This is a genomic window from Streptomyces sp. 351MFTsu5.1 (assembly GCF_000383655.1).
In the GTDB taxonomy this organism is placed as follows: domain Bacteria; phylum Actinomycetota; class Actinomycetes; order Streptomycetales; family Streptomycetaceae; genus Streptomyces; species Streptomyces griseorubiginosus.
The window spans coordinates 161,455-185,526 of record NZ_KB911781.1 but is presented as its reverse complement, the minus strand read 5'-3'; the positions used below and the strand labels follow the sequence as shown (position 1 = coordinate 185,526).

The following is a 24,072-nucleotide window of genomic DNA, read 5'->3' as shown; positions in this document are numbered from 1 at the left end:
AGCATCAGCGGGAGCCGCCGGTACGGCCCCGGCGGTGTCCTAGTCGACCGGCCGCTTCAACCGGGCCACGAACTTGTACCGGTCCCCCCGGTACACCGACCGCACCCACTCCACCGGCTCTCCGGCCTTGTCGTACGAGTGCCGGGACAGCATCAGCATCGGCAGGCCCACGTCGGTGCCGAGCAGGCCGGCCTCGCGCGGGGTGGCCAGCGAGGTCTCGATGGTCTCCTCGGCCTCGGCGAGATGGACGTCGTAGACCTCGGCCAACGCCGTGTAGAGGGACGTGTACTTGACGAGCGACCTGCGCAGCGCCGGGAAGCGCTTGGCGCTCAGGTGGGTCGTCTCGATGGCCATCGGCTCGGCATTCGCCATGCGCAGTCGCTCGATGCGCAGCACCCGGCCGCCGGCCGTGATGTCGAGGAGCTCGGCGAGCCGGTCGTCGGCGGTGATGTAGCCGATGTCGAGGAGCTGCGAGGTGGGTTCGAGGCCCTGGGCGCGCATGTCCTCGGTGTAGGAGGTGAGTTGGAGGGCCTGGGAGACCTTCGGCTTGGCGACGAACGTGCCCTTGCCCTGGATGCGTTCCAGGCGCCCCTCGACCACCAGTTCCTGGAGTGCCTGGCGCACGGTGGTGCGGGAGGTGTCGAACTCGGCGGCGAGCGTGCGCTCGGGCGGTACCGGGGTGCCGGGCGACTGGGTCTCCGTCATGTCGAGCAGGTGCTTCTTCAGGCGGTAGTACTTCGGCACGCGCGCGGTACGGACTCCTGCCCCGCCCTCGGTCTCCGCACTGCTGACGTCGCTGCTCATGGTCTGCCTTCCCGGCTCCGGATGCGGGTCACATCGTGATCCCTTCTGTATACCGTCGCCGACTCTTTTGGTCTAGTCCACAGAGGTGAGTGGTATAGCGGACGAGACTACTCCGCCGTAGCTGTTTTCGCTGCCTTCTTTACTAATGGTTCCTGCATATGTAGCTCGCATAACAGCTGGTCAGGGGCTTTTCCCGGGCTCTTGACAGGCCCTGTGGTCTGGTCCAAGCTCCCCCTACTGGTCTACACCATTGGTCCAGGTCCCGGCTGGTGGGCGGGAGGTGTGGGCATCCCTGAGGAGGGTGGCGTGAAGCGCAAGCTGGCAGCCGCGATAGGCATCGCGGGCATGATGGTCTCGGTCGCGGCATGTGGGAGCAGCGACAGCGGAAGTTCGGACAACAGCGGAGCGGACGCCAAGGAGCTGACCGTCTGGCTCACCGTCGACGCCCAGAACAACTGGCCCGAGCTGGTGAAGGCCGCGGACGCCGCGGTCCAGAAGAAGCACCCCGGCATCAAGATCAACCACGAGTACTACGGCTGGCCGGACAAGAACACCAAGCTCGACGCGGTCCTCGCCACCGACAAGGCCCCCGACGTGGTCGAGATGGGCAACACCGAGATGCTGGGCTACATGGTGAAGGGTGCCTTCGCGCCCCTGGACGCCTCGAAGTTCACCAACTCCGCGGCCTGGCTCGACGGCCTCAAGGCCTCGGTGACCTACGACGGCAAGACCTACGGCGTCCCGTACTACGCGGGCGGCCGCGTCGGCAACTGGCGCAAGGACCTCTTCGCCTCGGTCGGCGTCAAGTCCGCCCCGAAGACCTACGCGGAGCTCACCGCCGCCCTCGACAAGGTCCAGAAGAAGGAGGGCGACAAGTTCTCCGCCTGGTACCAGCCCACCCGTGACTGGTACGCGGCCATGTCCTTCGTCTACGACGCCGGCGGCTCCATCGCGGTGGACTCGGGCGGCACCTGGAAGGCCAACCTCTCCTCGCCGGAGTCCCTCAAGGGCCTCACCGAGTTCAAGAACGTCGTCGACAAGTACATGCACGGCGACAAGACCAAGGACGAGTCCGACCGCTACATCGTCTACGGCCAGGGCAAGTCCGGCATGATCTTCGGCGCGGCCTGGGAGGGCGCGACCTCCGCCGACCCGAAGAACGACAAGACCGGCAAGCTCAAGGACAACCTCGAGAACTTCGTGATGCCCGGCCCGTCCGGCAAGAACATGCCCGTGTTCCTGGGCGGTTCGGACCTCGCCGTGCCGGTGAAGTCCAAGGCGCAGGCCGTCGCCGCCGAGTGGATCAACGCCTTCACCGGTCCCTCCGGCCAGAAGGGCCTGATGGCCAAGGGCAACCTGCCCAACAACAAGACCGACCTCGCCACCCTGAAGAAGGACCCGGCGACGGCGGTCCCGGCCACCGCCGCCGAGTCCAACTGGTTCGTGCCCATGGCACCCGGCTGGGGCCAGGTCGAGAAGGCGCAGGTTCTCCAGAACATGCTCCAGAACATCGGCACCGGCAAGCAGTCCGTCGAAGCGGCGGCCAAGGCTGCCGACGTGGCGATCGACAAGGTCATCAACACCAAGTGACCTCAAGGCGGGGCCCCGTTGACACCGGCGGGGCCCTGCTTCCCGTACGGCCGTGCGGGCATCGCCTTTCGTGCGTCCGCGCGGACCTCGCCGTCCGCACGACGTGCCGGCTTCGCCTCCGTGGACGGCCGTGCGGGCCCCGCTTCCGCAGACGAGCGTGCGGGCCCCGCCTCCACAGACGAGCGTGCGGGCTGTGCCCCGTGGACAACGCGCGCTTCGCTTTCGTACGACCAGAGGGACCGCTGAGGAGCGCGCCATGAGTGCCGCAGACACCACCACCCCCACCGAGGTGCCGCCGCCGCTGTCGGTACCACCGCCGCCCACCCCGCCGGCCCGCCGCAGAAGGCGTGGGCCCGGCGCCACGCCGTGGCTGCTGCTCGCGCCCTGCCTTCTCATCCTCGGCCTGGTCATGGGCTATCCACTGGTCCGCCTGGTCACCCTGTCCTTCCAGAAGTTCGGCCAGTCCCAGCTGTGGGGTTTCCTGCCCGCCCAGTGGGTCGGCTTCGACAACTTCACCGCCGTGCTGGACGACGGCGAGTTCTGGACGGTCGTCGTCCGGACCCTCGTCTTCGCGGCCGGCTGCGTCACCTTCACGATGGTCGCCGGCATGCTGATCGCCCTGCTGCTCCAGCGGGTGTCCGGCTGGGTGAAGACCCTCATCAACATCGCGCTGGTGGCCAGCTGGGGCATGCCGATCATCGTCGCCACCACGGTCTTCAAGTGGCTCTTCGACGCGGACTACGGCATCCTCAACGCGCTGCTCAGCAAGCTGCCCGGGGTCGAGATGATCGGCCACAACTGGTTCGCCAGCGGCCCCCAGGGCCTGGCCGTGATCATGCTCCTCGTGGTCTGGGGCGCGGTGCCCTTCGTCGTGATCACCCTGAGCGCCGGACTCACCCAGGTCCCCAAGGAGATGGAGGAGGCCGCCCGTCTCGACGGCGCCGGCGCCTGGGGCGTGTTCCGGTACGTCACCCTGCCGATCCTCAAGCCCATCATCGTGATGCTGACGACCCTGTCGGTCATCTGGGACATGGGCGTCTTCCCGCAGGTGTTCGTGATGCGCAACGGCCACCCGGAGCCGGAGTTCCAGATCCTGCCGACGTACTCCTACGACCGTGCCTTCGTGGTCAACGACTACGCGCAGGGCTCCGCGATCGCCCTCATCACCGTGCTCCTGCTGCTCGGGGTCGTCGCCGTGTACATGCGCCAGATGCTGAAGATCGGAGAGGTCGAATGAGTACGGTCACTGTGCGGGGCAGGTCCCGGCTGGGCTGGAACCTCCTCGGACTCCTCGTCTTCGTCACCGCGGGCTTCCCCGTCTACTGGATGCTCAACACCGCGTTCAAGCCGGCGAAGGACGCCATCGACCCGGACCCGAGCCTGCTGCCGACGGGCGTGACGCTGAGCAACTTCAGCCGCGCGCTGGACATCGCCGACTTCTGGGGCCCGGTCGGCCGCAGCCTCGTCGTGTCCCTCTCGGTCGTGGCGATCGGCATCGTGGTCGGCACCCTGGCCGCCCTCGCCATCTCCCGCTTCGCCTTCCGCGGCCGCAAGGTCGTGATCGTGGGCATCCTCGCGGTCCAGATGGTCCCCCTGGTCGCGATGATCATCCCGGTCTTCCTGCTCCTGAACGACCTCGACCAGTACGACAAGCTGTCCGGCCTGATCATCACCTACCTGACCTTCATCCTTCCCTTCACGGTGTGGACGCTGCGCGGCTTCATCGTCAACATCCCGAAGGAGCTGGAGGAGGCGGCGATGGTCGACGGCTGCTCACCCACCGGCGCCTTCCTGCGCGTGGTCTTCCCCCTCCTGGCCCCCGGCATGGTCGCCACCTCGGTCTACGCCTTCATCCAGGCCTGGAACGAGTACCTCTACGCCCTCATGCTGCTCAGCCAGAAGAACCAGACCGCGACCGTCTGGCTCGGCAACTTCACCACCAAACACGGCACCGAATACGCCCCGATGATGGCCGGCGCCACCATGATGGCCGTGCCGATCGTGGTCCTCTTCCTCCTCGTCCAGCGCAAGATGGCCGCGGGTCTCACCGCGGGCGCCGTGAAGGGATAACGCCCCCCGATGACGACATTCGCCAGCGGCACCGACACCTTGACGCGGGACGCCCTCACCGTCCTCCAGCCCGGCTTCACCGGCACCACCGCCCCCGACTGGCTGCTGCGCCGCCTGGGCGAGGGCCTCGCCTCGGTCGGCCTGTTCGGCCGCAACATCACCTCCCCGGAACAACTCGCCGCCCTGACCGCCCAGTTGCGCACCGAGCGTGACGACGTCCTGGTCGCCATCGACGAGGAGGGCGGCGACGTCACCCGCCTGGAGGTGCGCTCCGGCTCGTCCTTCCCGGGCAACAACGCCCTGGGCGCGGTGGACGACGTGGAGCTGACCCACGCGGTCGCCGCCGAACTGGGCCGCCGTCTCGCGGCCTGCGGGGTCAACCTCAACTGGGCCCCGTCGGCCGACGTGAACTCCAACCCCGCCAACCCGGTGATCGGCGTCCGCTCCTTCGGCGCCTCCGCCGACCTGGTCGCCCGGCACACGGCGGCGTACGTCACCGGGCTCCAGTCGGCGGGCGTCGCCGCCTGCACCAAGCACTTCCCGGGCCACGGCGACACCGCGATCGACTCCCACCACGCCCTGCCGCGCATCGACGCGGACGAGTCGGTCCTCCTGGAACGCGAACTGCGGCCCTTCCGTGCCGCCATCGCCGCCGGCACCCGTGCGGTGATGACCGCCCACATCCTGGTCCCGGCCCTGGACCGGGACCGCCCGGCCACGCTGTCCCAGCCGGTCCTGACCGACCTGCTGCGCGGCGAACTCGGCTACACCGGCCTCATCGTCACCGACGGCATGGAGATGCAGGCCATCGCCGGCACCTACGGCATCGAGCGCGGCAGCGTGCTCGCCATCGCCGCCGGCGCCGACGCGATCTGCGTGGGCGGCGGCCTCGCCGACGACGAGACGGTACGGCGGCTGCGGGACGCCCTGGTCTCCGCGGTCCGCTCGGGCGAACTCCCCGAGGAGCGCCTGGCCCAGGCGGCGGAACGGGTCCGCACCCTGGCCCACTGGACGGCGGCCGGCGCGGCCGACCCCCGGCTCCCGGCCGACGAGGAGGTGGGACTGCGCGCGGCCCGGCGGGCGTTGCGTCTCACCGGCGCCGGCTTCACCCCCCTGACCGCGGCCCCCTATGTCGCCGCCTTCACCCCGGTGGCCAACATCGCCGTCGGTGACGAGACGCCCTGGGGCTTGGCCGCCGAACTCGCCCGGCTCCTGCCCGGCACGGAGACGGGAAGCTTCGCCGGCGAGGACGCGGGCCTCGCGACCCTGGCCGCGGCCGGCCCCCGCCGCATCGTGGCCGTGGTCCGCGACGAACACCGCCACCCGTGGATGGCAGCAGCCCTGGACACGGTCCTGCGCACCCGCCCCGACACCGTCGTCATCGAAATGGGCCTCCCCCAGGCCCCGCCCCGAGGAGCCCTCCACATCGCGACCCACGGCGCGGCAAGGGTGTGCGGAAGGGCGGCGGCGGAGGTAATCGCGGGGGCTTAGGCGTTACGGCAGGACAGGTGCCGGTCCCTTCTCGAAGGGACCGGCACTTCGGCATTCAGGGGCGCGGGGCTGTATCGATGTGCGGCTCCGCCGCGTGGGCGCGACCAGCCACGACGAACCCGCGCCCGGCAACGAACAGAACCCGGCAGACGAGTTCCCTAAATCCCCTGCCAGTCAGGCTTGTTGACAAACGTGTGCCGGAAGTAGTCGGCGAACTTCAACTTGGAAGCCGCCCCCTCGTCGACGACCACCGTCGCATGCGGATGCAACTGAAGCGCCGACGCAGGACACACCGCCGCAACCGCCCCCTCCACCGTCGCCGCCACCGCATCCGCCTTGCCCTCACCCGTCGCCAGCAGCACCAGATGCCGGGCCTCCAGGATCGTCCCGATCCCCTGGGTGATCACATGGTGCGGCACCTGCGAGATGTCGCCCTCGAAGAACCGCGCGTTGTCCACCCGCGTCTGCTCGGTGAGCGTCTTGATCCGGGTCCGCGAGGCCAGCGAGGAACACGGCTCGTTGAACCCGATGTGCCCGTCCGTGCCGATCCCCAGCAACTGGAGGTCCACGCCCCCGGCATCGGCCAGCGCCGCGTCGTACGCCGCACAGGCGCCGGGGATGTCCTCCGCGGTCCCGTCCGGCCCCATGAAGGAGTCCATCGGTATCCCCAGCGGCTCCAGGACCTCCCGGCGCAGCACCGAGCGGTACGACTCCGGATGCTCGGCCGGCAGCCCCACGTACTCGTCGAGCTGGGCGATCCGCGCCCGCGAGGCGTCCACGGCACCGGACCGCACCTTCGACGCCAGCGCTTCGTAGATCGGCAGCGGGGTCGAGCCGGTCGCCACCCCGAGCAGGGCGTCGGGCTTGCGCCGCAGGAGCTGGGCCATGGCCTCGGCGATGAGCTCGCCGCCTGCCTTGGCGTCCGGAACGATGACAACTTCCACGCTGAGCCTGCCGATCTGAGGAAACGATCTGATCTGGAGAAACGCTCTGCACCGGGAGGGCTCGACCGGACCCGGCACAGCCCATGTGGTTTAGACCAATCTAACAGAATCGGGCGTCCCGGCCCAGAGTTCCCGGGCGTCATCGCCCCGCCGCCCCCGCGTCACGCCGAGGTCGGATCCTCTTCCTCGCGGGGGAGCGGAACGGGTAGTGCAATAGGAGCCATGACCACCGTCACGACACCCGACCCGCACAGCGAACTCCCCGGCCGGATCATGGCCCGCGAGATGGCCGAACAGCCCGAGGTCCTGCGCCGCATCCTGGACGAGGGCGCCCCGGCCATCCGCAAGGTCGCCCACGAGATCGCCGCCCGCGCCCCCCGCTTCGTCCTGCTCACCGCCCGCGGCACCTCCGACAACGCCGCCCTCTACGCGAAGTACCTCCTCGAAGTACGCCTCGGCCTGCCCTGCGGCCTCACCTCCATGTCGACGACCACCGCCTACGGCGCCCGTCCCGACCTCTCCGACGTCCTGGTCGTCACCGTCAGCCAGTCCGGCGGCTCCCCGGACCTGGTGGCCTCCACCCGGGCCGCCCGCGAGGCCGGCGCCATCACCCTGGCCGTGACCAACAACCCAGGCTCCCCGCTGGCCGGGGTCTCCGAGTACCACATCGACATCATGGCCGGACCGGAGAAGGCCCTCCCCGCGACGAAGACCTACACGGCCTCCCTCCTCGCGCTCTATCTCTTCGTCGAGGGCCTGCGCGGCGGCGACGGAGGCCCCGCCCACGTCCTGCGCGAACTGGCCGCCGGACTGCTCGCCCGCCAGGACGAGGTCCGCGCCCTCGCCGCCCGTTACCGCTTCGCCGAACGCATGGTGATCACCTCGCGCGGCTACGGCTATCCCACCGCCAAGGAGGCCGCCCTCAAGCTGATGGAGACCAGCTACATCCCCGCCCTCGCCTACTCGGGCGCCGATCTGCTGCACGGCCCCCTCGCCATGGTCGACAACGTCTCCCCGGTCATCGCGGTCGTCACCGACGGCAAGGGCGGCGAGGCGCTCCGGCCCGTCCTCGACCGGCTGCGCGGCCGGGGTGCGGACCTGGTCGTGATCGGCCCCCGCGGTCAGGTCGAGCGCGCCTCGGCCGGCTTCGTCCTCCCCACCGAGAACGTCGCCGAGGAGGTCCAGCCCGTGCTGGAGATCATCCCGCTCCAGCTCCTGGCCTACGAGGTCACCATCGCCCGCGGCCAGGACCCGGACGCACCACGCGCCCTGGCTAAGGTCACGGAGACGCACTGAGCGGGTCCCCCTCCGATGGCCGAGCGGGCCCGTCCCCGACGGCCGTCGCGGAAATTGCCCGGCCATCTCGCCCCGCACATGAACCCACACGCGTTAGGCTGCGTGGTGGATGCTAGGGCGTCCGACCAGTTGGGTCCCGTGGGGGAAAGCTCCAACAACAAACAGGCTCCCACGCATGGACACACCTAGTGGTCTAGTCCACAATTGAAACCTGACTTCCGTCTTCCCCGCACAGGAAGGCGGGATCGAGGAACCGGAGCTCTCTGCCCTGACTGCCCCGGGTCCTCGTCCTTCGGCCGACCGGGACCGCACACCCCGCGGCCGATATTGCTCCGGGCTGCGGTGCCGGGAAGGTTGAGGGTCCTTCCCAGGCGCCGCGGCCCGCGGGTGTTCTCGGGGCCGAATGCCGGGAGAGTACGGCGGTTTCACGCCATCCACATACCCCCAGGTACGCTCGCACCCGTGCCCTCCATGAACGAACTGGTCCGCCAGCACACCGCACTCGACGACTCCGACCTCGAGTGGCTCCATCTGCTGGTCTCGGAGTGGCAGCTGCTCTCCGACCTCTCCTTCGCCGACCTCGTCCTGTGGGTCCCCACCCGGGACGGCGCCCGCTATGTCTCCGTGGCCCAGATGCGCCCCAACACCGGCCCCACCTCCTACCAGGACGACATGGTCGGCCACCTCGTCCCGCGCGGCCGCCGCCCGCTGCTGGACGCCGCGCTGGACGAGGGCCGGATCGTGCGCGAGGGCGACCCGGAGTGGCGCGAGGAGGTCCCGGTCCGCGTCGAGTCGATTCCGGTACGGCGGGAGGGGCGCGTCCTCGGTGTCATCGCGCGCAACACCAACCTGCTCACCGTCCGCACCCCGAGCCGGCTCGAACTGACCTATCTCCAGAGCGCGTCGGACCTCGCCCAGATGATCGCGGCCGGCTCCTTCCCGTTCCCCAACCAGCAGATGGACATGGACGCGGCCCCGCGCGTCGGCGACGGGCTGATCCGCCTGGACGCGGACGGCATCGTCCAGTACGCCTCCCCGAACGCGCTGTCCGCCTACCACCGCATGGGCCTCGCCTCCGACCTGGTCGGCCAGCACCTCGGCCGCACCACCGCCGAACTCGCCCCCACCCGGGGCCCGGTGGACGAGGCGCTCGCCAAGGTCGCCAGCGGCTGGGCACCCCGCGAGTTCGAGATCGAGGCCCACGACGGGGTCATCCAGTTCCGGGCCATCCCGCTCAAGCCCAAGGGCACCCGCATCGGTTCACTCGTGCTGCTCCGGGACGTGACCGAACTGCGCCGCCGTGAGCGCGAGTTGATCACCAAGGACGCGACCATCCGGGAGATCCACCACCGGGTGAAGAACAACCTCCAGACGGTCGCGGCCCTGCTCAGGCTCCAGGCCCGGCGCATCGAGTCCGACCGCGGCCGTGAGGCGCTGGAGGAGGCGGTCCGCCGCGTGGGCTCGATCGCCATCGTGCACGAGACGCTGTCCCAGAACCTGGACGAGCGGGTGGAGTTCGACGAGATCGCCGACCGGGTGCTCGCGATGGTCGCGGAGATCTCGCCCGGCAAGGTCACCGGCCGACGCAGCGGCCGCTTCGGCATCCTGGACGCCGAGGTCGCCACCCCGCTCTCGATGGTCCTGACCGAGATCCTCCAGAACGCCCTGGAGCACGGCTTCCGTGAGGGCGAGACCGGCACCGTCGAGGTCTCGGCCGTCCGCGGCGGCACCACCAAGGAGGCCCGTCTCCTCGTCACCGTCCAGGACGACGGTGTCGGCCTGCCCGAGGGCTTCGACCCGCACACCGCCGGAAACCTGGGGCTCCAGATCGTACGGACCCTGGTGGAGGGGGAGTTGGGCGGCACGTTCGACATGGTCCCGGCACCGGAGGGCGGGACCCGGGTGATCCTGGACGTGCCGGTACGGGCGCACAAGTAGAACGGCGGCGGGGACGGGGGCAGCAAAAAGCCCCGGACCGTTCAGGGGTCCGGGGCTCACATGCTCGTTGCCAGCGTGTGCTGCGCATCGGGGGTACTGCGCGCTGCGGCTCGGGGGCGGGAGAAGCGTACGCGGTGTACGCGCCGCCAAGCTCAGGCTGTTTTGCGGGGCGGGTATGTCAGGCAGAAGCCTGACGGGCCCGGTTGCGGGCGGCACGGCGCTTCATGGCGCGACGCTCGTCCTCGCTGAGACCACCCCAGACGCCGGAGTCCTGGCCGGACTCGAGCGCCCACTGCAGACACTGATCCATAACGGGGCAGCGACGGCAGACGGCCTTGGCTTCCTCGATCTGCAGCAGCGCAGGACCGGTGTTGCCGATGGGGAAGAAGAGCTCGGGGTCTTCCTCGCGGCAAACGGCGTTGTGACGCCAGTCCATGGCTGCTACCTCTCCTTGGTATTACGTGCAAGTTGCTTGTGAATGTGAACGCTTTCACGAATCCCTCAACAAGTGAAGGGCCGATCGCCGAGTCTTCCCCGGCGTGGTCCTGTGGATTGAAGAGGGGTTCCGGTGGCCTGTGGACGCTGGTGTTGCGGGCTGTCCCGACCGCCACGTAGAGACTCGCAAACCTCAGCGGCGGATACAACCCCTTCCGGAAAGTTTTTTTTGATTCCTCGGTGTCGACTAGGTCACAGCCGTACTTCCATGGGGTGGACCCTGGCCTAAACGTTCGAGTGAAAGGACTTTAGCCCCTTCTGCTCACACAATCACACGCAGTGCACGGCGTACGCCTGTGAACGTCACGCTCGTACGCAGTCCGAGGTGGTCGCCGTCCATCTGGAGGGGCAGAGGCGCCTTCGAATGCAAGGTGAACTGGTCCAGGTCGTGCAGGGAGATCGCGTGCTTGCCGTGGGGGCCGCGTTCGGGGGACGAAGTGAGCAACTGCGTGCCATATCGGGTGATCGCGGGCGCTGTCATGCGGCTCAGGCCGAGTACGTCGAGGCCTTTATCGAACGAGGCCTTAGGCGACGCGTACATCGGGTGATTGCCCAGGAAGGTCCACGGAGAGGTGTTCGAGACTATGGAAAGGACCAGACCGGTCACCGGCTCCGCGTCCGGCCGCTCCAACGTGATCGTCCCCTGCCGGCGGTGCGCCTCGCCGAAGAACTGGCGCAAGGCCTGGCGGACGTAGAGAGCGTGTGTGGATTTCCTGCCGCGCTCACGCTGCTGCTCCACCCGTCCCACCACACCGGCGTCGAACCCGAGCCCCGCGTTGAAGGTGAACCACCGTCCCGGCACGGCCTCGTCCTCGGTGCCGGGCGTGCCCGAGGTCAGTCCCAGCCCGACGGTGCGCTCGCGGCCCTCGCGCAGGGCGTCCAGGAGGGCGCCGGTGGACTCCACGGCGTCGTTGGGCAGGCCCAGAGCGCGGGCGAAGACGTTGGTGGAGCCGCCGGGGACCACGGCGAGCCCGGGGAGGCGGTCGGGGTCGGGCCCCGCGTGCAGGAGGCCGTTGACGACCTCGTTGACCGTGCCGTCGCCGCCGAGGGCCACGACCAGGTCGATGTCCTTGCTCTCCGCCGCCTGCCGGCCCAGGTCGCGCGCGTGGCCGCGGTACTCGGTGGTGACCGCTTCCAGTTTCATCTCGCTCGCGAGCGCGTGGATCAGGACATCGCGCGTACGTGCGCTTGTGGTGGTTGCCGCCGGATTGACCACGAGAAGTGCACGCATGGGTTGCAGCGTACCTACTGGGTGGTACCGGGCACAGTTCGAGGTAGGGATCACGTAAGACTCCGGTCCGTGAGCCTTGCCACGGAGGCGCGAGGCAACCCGTGAGACGCGGTGTGCGTTGCCCGCGCCTCACCCACGGGGGCCCCGGGTCCGAGGGCTACCCTTCAGGAGTGAGCAGCAAGCAGAACCCGGCCACCCCTTCTCCCGCCGAGACCGCAGAGACCGCTGAGACCGCCGAGATCCCCGGTCCGCGCCCGCGGCGACTGACGTACGCCGCCGCACTGGCCGCACTGGAAGGACTCGCACTCCTCGTGGGGGGCGGCTGGCTGCTCGTGGAGGGCATCGTCGGCGACCCCGACGACCGGCAGTCCGCGGTCACCGGGGGCATCACGCTGATCGTCCTCGCCCTGCTGCCGTTGCTCGCCGCGCGTGGACTGCTCGCCCGCCGCAGCTGGAGCCGGGGCCCGGCCGTCATCACCCAGATCATGGCCCTGCCCGTCGCCTACAACCTCCTCAAGGCCGACAGCGTGGCCATCCCGGCGGGCATCGCCCTCGCGGTGGTGGCGGTGGCGGCCCTGATCCTCCTGGTCAACTCCGAGACCACCCGGGCACTGGGAATCAGGGGGCCCGGGCGGACCCAGGACGGCGAGGGCCGGTCGTAGAACCGGGGTGGGCCCGGCCGCTGAGGCGGTGCCCGGCCCTCTGACGCCGCGGGGCCGGCCGCCGGGAAGGCGGGACCGGCCGAGGCGTTCGGGTCCTGGGCGACCCGGCCCCCACGGCGCTGACGGTGGCACACCTGCGTGCGGTGACCGCTGGGGCGCGACGCCCGGGCTGTCGGCTCCTCGACGGGCCCCGGCGTTCTACTCCTCCACGAGGAGCTTTTCCCGGAGCTGGGCCAGGGTGCGGGCCAGGAGCCGGGAGACGTGCATCTGGGAGATGCCGACCTCCTGCGCGATCTGCGACTGGGTCATGTTCCCGAAGAAGCGCAGGAGCAGGATGCGCTTCTCGCGCGGCGGGAGATCCTCCAGCAGTGGCTTCAGCGACTCGCGGTACTCGACGCCCTCCAGGGCCTCGTCCTCCGCGCCGAGGGTGTCCGCCACCGCGGGCGACTCGTCGTCGGTGTCGGGGACGTCCAGGGACAGCGTGGAGTACGCGTTGGCGGACTCCAGGCCCTCCAGGACCTCCTCCTCCGAGATGGCCAGCTTCTCGGCCAGCTCGTGGACCGTGGGGGAGCGGCCGTGCTGCTGGGAGAGCTCCGCGGTGGCCGTCGTGAGCGACAGCCGCAGCTCCTGGAGGCGGCGCGGCACGCGGACCGCCCAGCCCTTGTCGCGGAAGTGGCGCTTGATCTCGCCGACGACCGTGGGGGTCGCGTACGTCGAGAACTCGACGCCGCGCTCCGGGTCGAAGCGGTCGACGGACTTGATCAGACCGATGGTGGCGACCTGGGTGAGGTCGTCCAGCGGCTCGCCGCGGTTGCGGAAGCGGCGTGCGAGGTGCTCGACGAGCGGCAGGTGCATCCGGACCAGCCGGTTGCGCAGCTCCGCGTACTCCGGGCTGCCGTCCTTCAGCGTGCGCAGCTCGACGAACAGCGCGCGTGCCCCGCTGCGGTCCTGTGGATCATGGTGCGGGACCGGCGTGTTGTTCGCGCCCGCCGCGCCGTCCTCTGCGTTTCGCTCGTGCTCGCTCATCGTCCCGCCCGTCGCCCTTCCACGAGCCCTCGCCTCCGTCCGCGCCGGGAGGACCCCGGCCGGTCCTGCTGGAGGCGTGTCCTGCACGGCACCTTCCCGATCACCCTGCCCGTCGTCCAGGAGGCCGGTCGCCGTGGTGTCACCGACGGTCTCCTCGGGGTGCGGTCGCGCCTGCTCGGGGATGCCGTCGATGCCGTCCACCGTGTGCCGGGAACCGCCGGGGCCGTCGTCGCCCAGGCCGTCGGTGCCGCCCGGGCGGTCAGGGCGGTGTCCGCCCCCGGCCGGCAGCTCCCGTGTGCCGCGCTCTTCGTCCCGCACCGGACCGTCCCCGTTCCTCACGCCGGCCCGGGTCCCGCGCCGCGCTGTTTGTAGAGGCTGATCGACACGGTCCTGTCCTCGTCCACGGCCGACGAGACCTTGCCCGCGAGGGCCGACAAAACGGTCCAGGCGAAGGTGTCGCGCGAGGGCGCGTGCCCGTCCGTGGTCGGGGCGGAGACGGTGACCTCCAGCGAGTCGTCGACGAGGCGGAAGACACAGCTGAGCACCGAGCCGGGCACGGCCTGCTGGAGCAGGATCGCGCAGGCCTCGTCCACCGCGATGCGCAGGTCCTCGATCTCGTCGAGGGTGAAGTCCAAACGGGCTGCGAGGCCGGCCGTGGCCGTCCGCAGCACCGACAGGTAGGCACCCGCGGCCGGCAGCCGGACTTCCACGAAGTCCTGGGTCGCGGGCTCGCCTGCGATCTGGGACACCCTCACCTCCAAGGTGGTACAAGCTTTTCGGGGGCCGAGGGTCGCCCCCCGGAGTAACGCGAAGTGTGGTTCAGCGGTGACGCTACCGCGCTCTCGGCTTTTCTGTCCCGGGACCCCAACCCCATGCCGTCACTCACAGTAAATCTGTGGACACGCTCCGTGTCTAGGGGGTTTGCGGCTCCAATTGGGAAGAACGCGCGCCGGGTTGACGTACCCAGACGTCAGACGGTCGAACCGTCCTGGAACCCGCAGGTCCAGGGTCACACAAGGACGTGGTCCACGAAGCACCAACGCCAGTTCTCGCCGGGTTCGTGCGTGCGCATGATCGGGTGCTCGGTGTCCTTGTGGTGCTTCGTCGCATGCTGTCCCGGCGAGGAGTCGCAGCAGCCGACATGACCGCAGTCGAGGCACAGGCGCAGCTGTACCGGATGGGTGCCGTCCCTCAGGCACTCCGGACACGTCTCGCTGAGCGGCTCGGGTTCCGGGTGCGGCAGCGCGTCGGCGTGCGTGCACTGTTTCATGATTGCCAGGTTACGACGGTCGCGCGGATGGCGGCGCGGAAAAACGAGGGTGGGCGTACGACGATGGACGAGGGCGGGCGAGGGTCATGGACGTGATGCCACTGCTGTTGCTGGTGGCGGGGAGCGCGGCGGTCGCCGCGGCGGCCCGGCGCACCCCGGTGCCGGCACCGCTGCTGCTGGTCGCCGCGGGGCTCGTGATCTCCTACGTGCCCGGGGTGCCGGAGTACACGCTGGACCCGGAGGTGGTCCTGCCCATCATCCTGCCGCCGCTGCTGCACACCGCGGCCACCGACAGCTCCTATCTCGACCTGCGGGCGCAACTGCGGCCCGTGGCGCTGCTGTCGGTGGGATACGTGCTCTTCGCGACCCTCGTCGTCGGCTGGGCGGCGTACCGGATCGTGCCGGGGCTGTCGCTGACCGGGGCGCTCGTGCTGGGCGCGGTGGTGGCACCGCCGGACGCGGTCGCCGCCACGGCGGTCGCGCGGCGGGTGGGGCTGCCCTCCCGGATCACCACGATCCTCCAGGGCGAGTCCCTGGTGAACGACGCGACCGCGATCACCGCCTACCGGGTCGCGCTCGCGGCCGCGATCGGCGAGGGCGCCTCCTGGGCGGGCGGCATCGGGGAGTTCCTGCTCGCCGCGGTCGGCGGGGTCGTGGTCGGTCTGGTGCTGATGGTGCCGATCCACTGGCTGCGCACACACCTCAAGGAGCCGCTGCTCCAGAACACCCTGTCCCTGCTGATCCCGTTCGTCGCCTACGCGTCCGCGGAGTCCTTCCACGCCTCCGGGGTGCTCGCGGTGGTCGTCGTGGCGCTGTTCCTCGGACACCGCGCGTGGGAGGTCGACTTCGCGACCCGCCTCCAGGAGGACGCCGTATGGAAAATGGTCGCCTTCGTCCTGGAGTCGTCGGTCTTCGCCCTCATCGGACTGCAACTGCCCGTCGTGCTGAAGGGCCTCGGCGAGTACGAGGGCGGACGTGCCGCCTGGTACGCGGTCGCCGTCTTCCTCGTGGTCGTCGTGTCGAGGTTCGTGTGGGTCTATCCGGCGACCTTCCTGCCCCGCATACTGTCCGCGCGGATCCGCGATCGTGAGGAGAACCCCACCTGGAAGGGGCCGTTCGTCATCGCCTGGGCCGGAATGCGGGGCGTGGTCTCGCTGGCCATCGCCTTCTCGATCCCGGAGACCCTGCACGACGGCGCGGCCTTCGAGGGCCGCAACCTGATCCTCTTCCTCACCTTCACCACGGTCATCGGCACCCTGGTCGTGCAGGGCGTCACCCTGCCCCCGCTGATCCGCATGCTGAAGCTCCCCGGCCGCGACCGGCAGGCGGAGACGCTCGCCGAGGCCAACGCCCAGGCGCAGGCCTCCCGGGCCGCCGAGAGCCGCCTGGACGAACTCCTCGCCGACGAGCGCAACGCCCTCCCCCCACCCCTCGCCGACCGCCTGCGCACGGTCCTGGAACGCCGCCGCAACGCCGTCTGGGAACGCCTCGGCCAGTCCAACCCGCTGACGGGCGAGACGGTCGACGACACCTACCGCCGCCTCTCCCGCGAGATGATCGGCGCCGAACGCACGGTCTTCGTCAAGCTGCGGGACCTGCGCTACATCGACGACGAAATGCTCCGCACACTGCTGCGCAGACTGGACCTGGAGGAGGCGGCGGCCTATCGGGAGGCGGCGGAGTAGGCCGGGGCAGGGCCGTGGTCAGGGAAAGGGCCGGCCCGTGACCACGGCCGCGACGGTCGTCCCGTGCGCGAAGGCGCCCTCTCCGGCCAGAGCGACCAGTCCGAACAGCAACTTGGCGACATAAAGTCGTTCCACGGGGACACCGTGGCGCTGCTCGAAGTCGTCCGCGAAGGCGTCGAGTTCGGGCGTGGTGCGGGCGTAGCCGCCGAAGTGGAAGCGGTCGTCGAGTGTCCAGTCGCCGCGGCGGGCGCCGAAGGCGCGGTGTTGCAGGGACTCCGTGTCGCCGCTCAGGAAGCCGCCTCTGAGGACGGGAACACCCAGGCAGCGCTGGTCAGGGGCGAGTCCGGCCGCCAGGCCCGCCAGGGTGCCGCCGGTGCCGCAGGCGATCGCGACCACGTCCGCCCGACCGACGAGCTCCGCGCCGAGCGCGCGGCAGCCGCGTACCGCGAGCACGTTGCTGCCGCCCTCCGGGACGACGTAGGCGTCCTCGGCGTCCGCCGCGCGCAGCACGCGCGCGAGGGCGGCCGGGTCGGTCTTGGCGCGGTACGTCGACCTGTCCACGAAGTGCAGGCGCATGCCGTCGGCCGCGCACCGGGCCAAGGAGGGGTTCAGGGGCCGGTCGGCGAGTTCCTGCCCGCGGACCACGCCCACCGTGGGCAGGCCGAGGAGGCGTCCGGCGGCTGCCGTGGCGCGCAGGTGGTTGGAGTAGGCGCCGCCGAAGGTGACGACGGTACGGCCGGCCGCCGCGGCGAGGTTCGGCACGAGTTTGCGCCACTTGTTGCCGACGATCTCCGGGTGGATCAGGTCGTCCCGCTTGAGGAGGAGGCGCAGGCCGTGGCGGGTGAAGCGGGGGTCCGACAGTTCCTGCACGGGGGAGGGGAGGCGGGGGCGCAGGGTGTCGAGGACGGTCACGCCCCCATTGTGACCTGCGGGGTCACTCCAGGCGCTCGCGGATCCGGCCGCGCAGCCAGGACATCGTGAAGCCGCGGGGGTCCACCTTTCCCGGCTGCCACTCCAGGTGGCCGATGACCGAGCGCTCCGTCCATCCGTGGTGACGGCACACCGCCGCGGAGACCCGCTCGATCGCCGTCAGCTGGGCGTCCGGCCAGGGGTCCTCGCCGTCGCCGAGGTTCTCGCACTCGAAGCCGTAGAAATGGCGGTTGCCGTCGGTGTTGGCCTCGTTGTCGGGCGGCAGCGCCGTCTCCGCGATCACGGCACGCAGGACGTCGTCGTCGCCGAGACCGGCGTGGTTGGCGCGGCCGTAGCCGACGAGATGGACCCGGCCGTCCTTGGTGATGACGCCGTGGCACAGGGGGCCCGGCAGGCCCGTGTAGCCCTTGCGGCACAGCTCCACCGTGGCCGCGCTGCCGCTGGTCACCGTGTGGTGGATCATCACGCCGTGCACGGGCCCCCAGGCGCCGACGTGGTTGCGGTTGTGGTGCTCCCAGTCACCGACCTCGACGACGGTCGCGCCCTCCGCCTTCAGGACGGCCAGGAATCTGGCGGCGGACATGGGTGAGGCCATGGCCCCCTCCTTCGCGCTGCGCACCGACCGCCCGACGCGGGTCGGCTCGTACCCGTGCTTGTACCGAAGGCGGCCGCATCCGACTCCTGGTTCGTACGGCGTGCGAGCTGATTCGGACAGTCATATTCCGCTGCGGCGAACGGCCTTGACCGGGCGGAAGGGAACATGAAACGCGCATATGCCCAGCTCCGTGGTGATCCATTCCCGCTCTTTCGGGTAATAGCACCGGCACGCTCCGTGAGGAAGGGTTGGTCCCGCACATCGATGCCCGGGAGCAGATCGCGTCCGGGCATGTACCGGGAGGGCAATTCCTTATGTCGGTAGGCGAAGAGGTCCGCACCGAGCAGGGCCGGCCGCAGCAGAGTCTCGGCACGGCGGCCGCGCGGAACCTGGCCACCACCACCAAGTCCGCACCCCAGATGCAGGAGATCAGCTCCCGCTGGCTGCTGCGCATGCTGCCCTGGGTGAACGTCCAGGGCGGCACGTACCGGGTGAACCGGCGCCTGAGCTACGCCGTGGGCGACGGCCGCGTGACGTTCGTGAAGACCGGCGACCGGGTCGAGGTGATCCCCGACGAGCTGCGCGAGCTGCCGGCGCTCAGGTCCTACGAGGACGACGACGTGCTCTCCGAGCTCGCCCAGCGCTGCCAGCAGCGGGAGTTCGCCCCGGGGCAGGTGATCGCCTCGTTCGGCGGCCGGACCGAGGAGGTGTACCTGCTGGCGCACGGCCGCGTGGAGAAGGTCGGCACCGGCCCCTACGGCGACGACGCGGTCCTCGGAGTCCTCGCCGACGGCGCCTACTTCGGCGACCAGGCGCTCCTGGACCCGGACGCCATCTGGGAGTACACCGCCCGCGCGGCCACCACCTGCACCGTCCTGGTGCTGCCCCGCCAGGATGTCGAGCAGGTCGCGGAGCGCTCCGACGCCCTGCGCGAGCACCTGCGGGAGCAGCGGGCGATCCCGTCGCAGCGCACCAACAAGTACGGCGAGAAGGAGATCGACCTCGCGGCGGGCCATGACGGCGAGCCCGACATCCCGCACACCTTCGTCGACTACGACGCCCGGCCCCGCGAGTACGAGCTGAGCATCGCCCAGACCGTCCTGCGCATCCACACACGCGTGGCCGACCTGTACAACCAGCCGATGAACCAGACGGAACAGCAGATCCGGCTGACCGTCGAGGCCCTCAAGGAGCGCCAGGAGCACGAGCTCGTCAACAACCGCGAGTTCGGGCTGCTGAACAACTGCGAGTACGACCAGCGGCTCCAGCCGCACGACGGTGTGCCGAGCCCCGACGACCTCGACGAACTGCTCAGCCGCCGGCGGGGCACCAAGCTGCTGCTCGCCCACCCGCGCGCGATCTCCGCGATCGGCCGTGAGCTGAACAAGCGCGGTCTCGTCCCCGAGACCATCGACGTGGGCGGCAACCGCATCCCCACCTGGCGCGGGGTGCCGATCTACCCGTGCAACAAGATCCCGGTCACCCCGGAGCGGACGACGTCGATCATCGCCATGCGTACCGGTGAGGCGGACCAGGGCGTCATCGGCCTTCAGCAGGCGGGCATCCCGGACGAGATCGAGCCGAGCCTGTCGGTGCGGTTCATGGGCATCAACGAACAGTCGATCATCAAGTACCTGGTGACGGCCTACTACTCGGCGGCCGTGCTGGTGCCGGACGCGCTCGGGGTGCTGGAGAACGTCGAGATCGGCCGGTGGAGGTGACGTTTCTGCACCTGGGAGCCGTGTCCTCGCCCTCGGGCGCGGGTACATCCCGGTCGGACACCGGGGTGGAGACACCCCGGTGGCAGGCGCCCACCCGCAGCGGAAGCGCCACCGTCCGCGGAGTGACCGAGGGGGGTCCCATGGCGGAGTTCACGACGGATACGCAGGCACGGGCGCCGGGGAGAACGGAGACGGCACGGACGCCGACCGCCCAGGGGACGGAGACGACACGGACACCGACCGCCCAGGGGACGGAGGTGTCGGCTGCCGAGGCGACGGAGGTGTCGGGCGCCGGGGGGACGGTGGCATCGCCCGCCGGGGGCACGGGGACATCAGCCGCCGGACGGGCCGGGGCAGCGGTTTCCGGATGGACGGGCACGTCGGTCGAGGGGCGGGCGGAGGTGCCGGCCGAGGCGGGAAGGGGGGTGCCCGCCGGGGAGCGCCCCGGGGACCGGGTGACCGCGCCCGGCCCGGCCGACGGGCACGAGGCCGGCGTGATCCTGGAGAGGGTCCGGGCGGCGGTCGACCCCGCGTTGCGCCGCGCGGTGGAGTCGCTGCCCCGGTCCCTGCGCCGGGTCGCTCTCTACCACTTCGGCTGGGAGCACGCCGACGGCACCCCGGCCGCGGGCAACGCCGGCAAGGCGATACGGCCCGCCCTCGTCCTCACCGCGGCCACGGCGCTCGGCGGGGACCGGGCGAGGCAAGCGGCCGTGCGGGCGGCCGTGGCGGTGGAGCTGGTCCACAACTTCACCCTGCTCCATGACGACGTGATGGACCGCGACACCACCCGCAGACACCGCCCCACCGCCTGGACCGTGTTCGGCGACGCGGACGCGATCCTCGCCGGGGACGCCCTCCAGGCGCTGGCGCTGCGGCTGCTGGCCGAGGATCCGCATCCCGCGGCCGGTGCCGCCGCGGCCCGGCTCGCCTCATGCGTCGTCGAGTTGTGCGAGGGCCAGCACGAGGACACCGCCATGGAGGGGCTGAGCCCCGGCGAGGTCACCCTCGACCAGGTGCTCGTCATGGCCGAGGCGAAGACGGGCGCGCTGCTCGGGTGCGCTTGTGCGCTCGGGGCGCTGTACGCGGGCTCGTCCACCGAGGACGTCGAGGCGATGGACGCTTTCGGCCGGGAGGCCGGGCTCGCCTTCCAGCTCATCGACGACGTGATCGGCATATGGGGCGACCCGAGCCGCACCGGCAAACCGGCCGGCGCGGACCTGGCCGCCCGCAAGAAGTCCCTTCCGGTGGTCGCCGCGCTCACCTCGGGCACGGCGGCGTCCGCGGACCTGGCCGAGCTGTACGCGGCGCCGTACGACGAGCGGGACCTGGCGCGCACGGTCCTCGCCGTGGAGGAGGCCGGGGGCCGGGACTGGGCGCAGGTGCAGGCGGCCGACCGGATGGCTCGGGCGATGGGCCACCTGGCCCGCGCGGTGCCCGATCCGGAGGCGGCTGGCGGACTGCTGTCGCTCGCCGAGTTCGTGACCCGGCGCAGCAGTTGAGGACGCCGGAGCGAGGGGGCCGCGCGGTTCCTGACCCCGCGTGGCCCTCGAGGCTCCGGTAGGAACGGGTCCCGCACATCCCCACGGTGTGCGGGGCCCGCTTCCGCCTGCTCACCGGTTAGGCTCAACAACCTTGCGAGCAGAGGCTGTTGAGACCAAAGGGGCGGGCAGGCATGGGTGTGGCGATACGGACGGCGGGCGCGGACGACCGGGAGCCGGTCACGCGGCTGCTGGACTCGGCCTTCCAGGACGATCCGGTCAGCCGGTGGATCTTCCCGGGTGAGGAGTACCGCCGTGCCACGCATCCGCGGCTGATGGCCGCGTTCGTCGACATCGTGATGGCCGAGGGCCGGGTCGATGTGACGGAGGACGGGGCGGCGTGTGCGCTGTGGCTGCCGGTGCCGGCGGAGAGCGCCGAGGAGGAGGACGGCTTCGCCGCGTTGCGGGAGGCGCTGGACCCGGACAACGAGCGGATCGAGCTGATCGGCACGCTCACGGCCGGGGTGCACCCCGCCGGGCGGGCGCACGAGTACCTGTGGATGATCGGCGTGGCCCCCGGGCGGCAGGGGGAGGGGCTGGGGAGCGCGCTCATCGGGTCGGTGCTGGAGCGGTGCGACCGGGAGGGGATCCCGGCCTACCTGGAAGCGAGCAGCGAGCGGAGCCGGGTGCTGTACGAGCGCCTCGGCTTCGCCCTCGTGGAACGCCCGCTCGCACTGCCCGACGGCCCCCTGATGTGGCCGATGTGGCGCGAACCGGGTACCCCGCGGTAGGGCCGGAACGGTCCGGGTGCCGCGCCACGGCCCAGGAACGACCCTTTAGGCACAGAGCGCCACGCCCCCCTTCGCCCTACCCTGAGGGCATGGGCACTGACGAACGCGTCTGTCCCGTCTGCGGGCAGCCGGTCGAGACCGTCGTACGGCGTCACAAGACCCTCGGCGCATGGGTCCCCGTGTGGACGGGCGGCCCGTGCCACAACCCCGAGTGCCCGGCCTGCGCCGACCAGGTCGCCGACCCCGGCGAGGGGCACGGCGGACATGGCGAGGAGCAGGGCGGCGCACCCGCCGGAAACCCTTCCTGAACCTGGTCCGGAGAATTTTCCCGAGCCCTGTCGAGAATCCGTCCCCGGCTCCGACGTCCCCTGTGAGAGCCGCCCACCCCGGGTGGCCGAGCCGATCGACGCCGAAGGAGCGGAATCATGAAGTACCTGGTGATGGTGCAGGCGACGCAGGCCGACTACGAGGCCATGCGCGGCAAGGGCTCCGAGCAGTCCCCCGTCTGGGGCGAGCAGGAGATCCAGGCGATGTACGCCTTCATGGGCGCCATCAACAACGACCTCTCCGAGACCGGAGAGTTCCTCGACGCCCAGGGCCTCGCGGAGCCCGCGAAGATCCGGCACGTCAGCCGGGACGCGGACGGCAAGGCGGTGATCACCGACGGCCCGTACGGCGAGACCAAGGAGCTCATGTGCGGTTACTGGGTCCTGGAGTGCGAGAGCCTGGAGCGGGTCACGGAGATCGCCGAGCGGATCACCCAGTGCCCCCAGCCCGCCGGCGCCCCCGAGTACCCGGTCGTGATCCGGCCCATCCTGGACGGCGCCGGGGACATCTGAGACCCGTGCCGGGGACCACCGCGATCGAGGACCTGCTGCGGCTGCACGCGCCGCAGGTCCTCGGCGCGCTGGTCCGGCGGTACGGACATTTCGACGCCGCCGAGGACGCCGTACAGGAGGCGCTGCTGGCCGCGGCCGGGCAGTGGCCGGACGCGGGGGTGCCCGACAATCCGCGTGGCTGGCTCATCAGGGTGGCCTCGCGGCGGCTGACCGACGCGCTGCGAGCGGAGGAGGCCCGGCGGGCCCGGGAGGAGCGGGCGGCGGCGCTGGACCTGCGGGTCACGGCCGTCGCCGACCGTGCGCCGCGCGAGGACGACACCCTGTCGCTGCTGTTCCTGTGCTGCCATCCGGACCTCACCGCGTCCGCGCAGATCGCGCTCACCCTGCGTGCGGTGGGCGGTCTGACCACGGCGGAGATCGCCCGGGCCCACCTCGTCCCCGAGGCGACGATGGCGCAGCGCGTCAGCCGGGCCAAGCAGAAGGTGCGGGGCGTGCGGTTCGGACGTCCCGACCGGTGGGAGGAGCGGCTGCCCGCGGTCCTGCACACCCTCTACCTGATCTTCAACGAGGGCCATACGGCGACCTCCGGACCCGCGCTCCAGCGGCGCGACCTCGCCGGCGAGGCGATCCGGCTGACCCGCACGGTCCACCGGCTCCTCCCCGACGACTGCGAGACCGCGGGCCTGCTCGCCCTGATGCTCCTCACCGACGCCCGCCGTGACGCCCGCACCGGCCCGGACGGCGACCTCGTCCCCCTCGACGAACAGGACCGCGCCCGCTGGGACAGGGCGGCGATCGGGGAGGGCGTCGCCCTGGTCACCCGGACGCTGGCCCGCCACCGTGCCGGGCCCTACCAGATCCGCGCGGCCATCGCCGCCGTGCACGACGAGGCACCCTCGGCACAGGAGACCGACTGGCGGGAGATCCTCGGGCTCTACGACGTTCTCGTACGGCTGGTTCCCGGGCCCGTGGAGCGGCTGAACCGGGCGGTCGCGGTGGCCATGGTCCACGGGCCGCAGGCGGGGCTCGCCGAACTGGACCGGCTGCCCGACGAGTTGGGGCACCGGCTGGACGCCGTGCGCGGGCACCTGCTGGAGCGCTCCGGTGCCCACGAGGAGGCCCGGGCCGCCTACGAGTCGGCGGCGGCCAGGACGCTGAGCCTGCCCGAGCAGCGGTACTTGCAGGCGCGGGCGGCCCGGCTCAGGCCGTACCGTGA

The 24,072-nt window shown here is 70.9% G+C and carries 22 protein-coding genes and 1 pseudogene; 14 read left to right on the top strand and 9 right to left on the bottom strand.

Going from position 1 to position 24,072, the window contains the following annotated elements:
• Nucleotides 1-39: 39 nt before the first annotated feature.
• The gene (locus H295_RS0117690) at nucleotides 40-804 is read right to left on the bottom strand and encodes a GntR family transcriptional regulator (RefSeq protein WP_020136666.1); all 765 of its coding nucleotides are present in this window, start codon (nucleotides 802-804) and stop codon (nucleotides 40-42) included.
• Nucleotides 805-1,110: 306 nt separating this feature from the next.
• Between H295_RS0117690 and H295_RS0117685 the strand changes: the two genes are divergently transcribed.
• The 4 genes from H295_RS0117685 (at nucleotide 1,111) to H295_RS0117670 (ending at nucleotide 5,955) form a co-directional block, all read left to right on the top strand.
• Nucleotides 1,111-2,394 (top strand): extracellular solute-binding protein, encoded by a 1,284-nt coding sequence (locus tag H295_RS0117685; RefSeq protein ID WP_020136665.1) that lies wholly within the window; start codon nucleotides 1,111-1,113, stop codon nucleotides 2,392-2,394.
• Nucleotides 2,395-2,650: 256 nt separating this feature from the next.
• A complete protein-coding gene (locus H295_RS0117680; protein ID WP_020136664.1) occupies nucleotides 2,651-3,631 on the top strand; it encodes a carbohydrate ABC transporter permease in 981 nt (326 codons plus the stop codon).
• Nucleotides 3,628-4,464: a carbohydrate ABC transporter permease gene (locus tag H295_RS0117675; RefSeq protein WP_028809461.1), complete on the top strand. Its 837-nt coding sequence runs from the start codon at nucleotides 3,628-3,630 to the stop codon at nucleotides 4,462-4,464. The genes H295_RS0117680 and H295_RS0117675 overlap by 4 nt, the downstream gene beginning before the upstream one ends.
• Before the next feature lie 9 nt (nucleotides 4,465-4,473).
• Nucleotides 4,474-5,955 carry a glycoside hydrolase family 3 protein gene (locus tag H295_RS0117670; protein ID WP_020136662.1) on the top strand — a complete coding sequence of 494 codons (1,482 nt, stop codon included), beginning with the start codon at nucleotides 4,474-4,476 and terminating at the stop codon, nucleotides 5,953-5,955.
• Nucleotides 5,956-6,113: 158 nt separating this feature from the next.
• Here H295_RS0117670 and nagB read toward each other — a convergent pair whose 3' ends face one another.
• Nucleotides 6,114-6,899, bottom strand: a complete 786-nt coding sequence (gene nagB, locus H295_RS0117665; RefSeq protein WP_020136661.1) for a glucosamine-6-phosphate deaminase — start codon at nucleotides 6,897-6,899, stop codon at nucleotides 6,114-6,116.
• 222 nt (nucleotides 6,900-7,121) lie between these two features.
• Here nagB and H295_RS0117660 point away from each other — a divergent pair, with 222 nt between their 5' ends.
• Both H295_RS0117660 and H295_RS0117655 read left to right on the top strand, forming a co-directional pair.
• Nucleotides 7,122-8,195, top strand: a complete 1,074-nt coding sequence (locus H295_RS0117660; protein WP_020136660.1) for an SIS domain-containing protein — start codon at nucleotides 7,122-7,124, stop codon at nucleotides 8,193-8,195.
• Between the two features lie 471 nt (nucleotides 8,196-8,666).
• Nucleotides 8,667-10,133 carry a sensor histidine kinase gene (locus H295_RS0117655; RefSeq protein ID WP_020136659.1) on the top strand — a complete coding sequence of 489 codons (1,467 nt, stop codon included), beginning with the start codon at nucleotides 8,667-8,669 and terminating at the stop codon, nucleotides 10,131-10,133.
• 178 nt (nucleotides 10,134-10,311) lie between these two features.
• On the opposite strand, the gene H295_RS0117650 is transcribed toward H295_RS0117655, so the two are convergent.
• Nucleotides 10,312-10,569 carry a WhiB family transcriptional regulator gene (locus H295_RS0117650; protein WP_006142322.1) on the bottom strand — a complete coding sequence of 86 codons (258 nt, stop codon included), beginning with the start codon at nucleotides 10,567-10,569 and terminating at the stop codon, nucleotides 10,312-10,314.
• 321 nt (nucleotides 10,570-10,890) lie between these two features.
• Complete coding sequence (locus tag H295_RS0117645) at nucleotides 10,891-11,859, bottom strand: diacylglycerol/lipid kinase family protein (protein WP_020136658.1); 969 nt, start codon at nucleotides 11,857-11,859, stop codon at nucleotides 10,891-10,893.
• Between the two features lie 170 nt (nucleotides 11,860-12,029).
• Here H295_RS0117645 and H295_RS0117640 point away from each other — a divergent pair, with 170 nt between their 5' ends.
• The gene (locus H295_RS0117640; RefSeq protein WP_020136657.1) at nucleotides 12,030-12,521 is read left to right on the top strand and encodes a hypothetical protein; all 492 of its coding nucleotides are present in this window, start codon (nucleotides 12,030-12,032) and stop codon (nucleotides 12,519-12,521) included.
• Nucleotides 12,522-12,719: 198 nt separating this feature from the next.
• On the opposite strand, the gene H295_RS0117635 is transcribed toward H295_RS0117640, so the two are convergent.
• From H295_RS0117635 to H295_RS0117625, 3 genes are all read right to left on the bottom strand, one after another.
• Nucleotides 12,720-13,865 (bottom strand): RNA polymerase sigma factor SigF, encoded by a 1,146-nt coding sequence (locus tag H295_RS0117635; protein WP_020136656.1) that lies wholly within the window; start codon nucleotides 13,863-13,865, stop codon nucleotides 12,720-12,722.
• 17 nt (nucleotides 13,866-13,882) lie between these two features.
• Nucleotides 13,883-14,296 carry an anti-sigma factor gene (locus H295_RS0117630; RefSeq protein WP_006136266.1) on the bottom strand — a complete coding sequence of 138 codons (414 nt, stop codon included), beginning with the start codon at nucleotides 14,294-14,296 and terminating at the stop codon, nucleotides 13,883-13,885.
• A 260-nt stretch (nucleotides 14,297-14,556) separates the two neighbouring features.
• The gene (locus H295_RS0117625) at nucleotides 14,557-14,817 is read right to left on the bottom strand and encodes a UBP-type zinc finger domain-containing protein (RefSeq protein WP_020136655.1); all 261 of its coding nucleotides are present in this window, start codon (nucleotides 14,815-14,817) and stop codon (nucleotides 14,557-14,559) included.
• Between the two features lie 86 nt (nucleotides 14,818-14,903).
• On the opposite strand from H295_RS0117625, the gene H295_RS0117620 reads away from it, so the two are divergent.
• A complete protein-coding gene (locus H295_RS0117620) occupies nucleotides 14,904-16,502 on the top strand; it encodes a Na+/H+ antiporter (protein ID WP_020136654.1) in 1,599 nt (532 codons plus the stop codon).
• Between the two features lie 18 nt (nucleotides 16,503-16,520).
• On the opposite strand, the gene H295_RS0117615 is transcribed toward H295_RS0117620, so the two are convergent.
• Nucleotides 16,521-17,414 carry a 1-aminocyclopropane-1-carboxylate deaminase/D-cysteine desulfhydrase gene (locus H295_RS0117615; RefSeq protein WP_020136653.1) on the bottom strand — a complete coding sequence of 298 codons (894 nt, stop codon included), beginning with the start codon at nucleotides 17,412-17,414 and terminating at the stop codon, nucleotides 16,521-16,523.
• A gap of 22 nt (nucleotides 17,415-17,436) precedes the next feature.
• Nucleotides 17,437-18,027 carry an N-acetylmuramoyl-L-alanine amidase gene (locus H295_RS0117610; protein ID WP_020136652.1) on the bottom strand — a complete coding sequence of 197 codons (591 nt, stop codon included), beginning with the start codon at nucleotides 18,025-18,027 and terminating at the stop codon, nucleotides 17,437-17,439.
• A gap of 314 nt (nucleotides 18,028-18,341) precedes the next feature.
• Here H295_RS0117610 and H295_RS0117605 point away from each other — a divergent pair, with 314 nt between their 5' ends.
• The 6 genes and pseudogenes from H295_RS0117605 to H295_RS43320 all read left to right on the top strand — a co-directional run.
• Nucleotides 18,342-19,748, top strand: a complete 1,407-nt coding sequence (locus tag H295_RS0117605; RefSeq protein ID WP_020136651.1) for a family 2B encapsulin nanocompartment shell protein — start codon at nucleotides 18,342-18,344, stop codon at nucleotides 19,746-19,748.
• A gap of 425 nt (nucleotides 19,749-20,173) precedes the next feature.
• Nucleotides 20,174-21,247, top strand: a complete 1,074-nt coding sequence (locus H295_RS0117600) for a family 2 encapsulin nanocompartment cargo protein polyprenyl transferase (protein ID WP_020136650.1) — start codon at nucleotides 20,174-20,176, stop codon at nucleotides 21,245-21,247.
• A gap of 173 nt (nucleotides 21,248-21,420) precedes the next feature.
• A complete protein-coding gene (locus tag H295_RS0117595) occupies nucleotides 21,421-22,017 on the top strand; it encodes a GNAT family N-acetyltransferase (RefSeq protein ID WP_020136649.1) in 597 nt (198 codons plus the stop codon).
• An 89-nt stretch (nucleotides 22,018-22,106) separates the two neighbouring features.
• On the top strand, nucleotides 22,107-22,325 hold the full coding sequence (locus H295_RS0117590; RefSeq protein ID WP_020136648.1) for a hypothetical protein: 219 nt from the start codon (nucleotides 22,107-22,109) through the stop codon (nucleotides 22,323-22,325).
• Nucleotides 22,326-22,442: 117 nt separating this feature from the next.
• Nucleotides 22,443-22,856 (top strand): YciI family protein, encoded by a 414-nt coding sequence (locus tag H295_RS0117585; RefSeq protein ID WP_020136647.1) that lies wholly within the window; start codon nucleotides 22,443-22,445, stop codon nucleotides 22,854-22,856.
• A pseudogene (locus H295_RS43320) lies at nucleotides 22,853-24,064 on the top strand (RNA polymerase sigma factor); the annotation flags it as partial. The gene H295_RS0117585 and the pseudogene H295_RS43320, both read left to right, overlap by 4 nt.
• Nucleotides 24,065-24,072 lie beyond the last annotated feature (8 nt).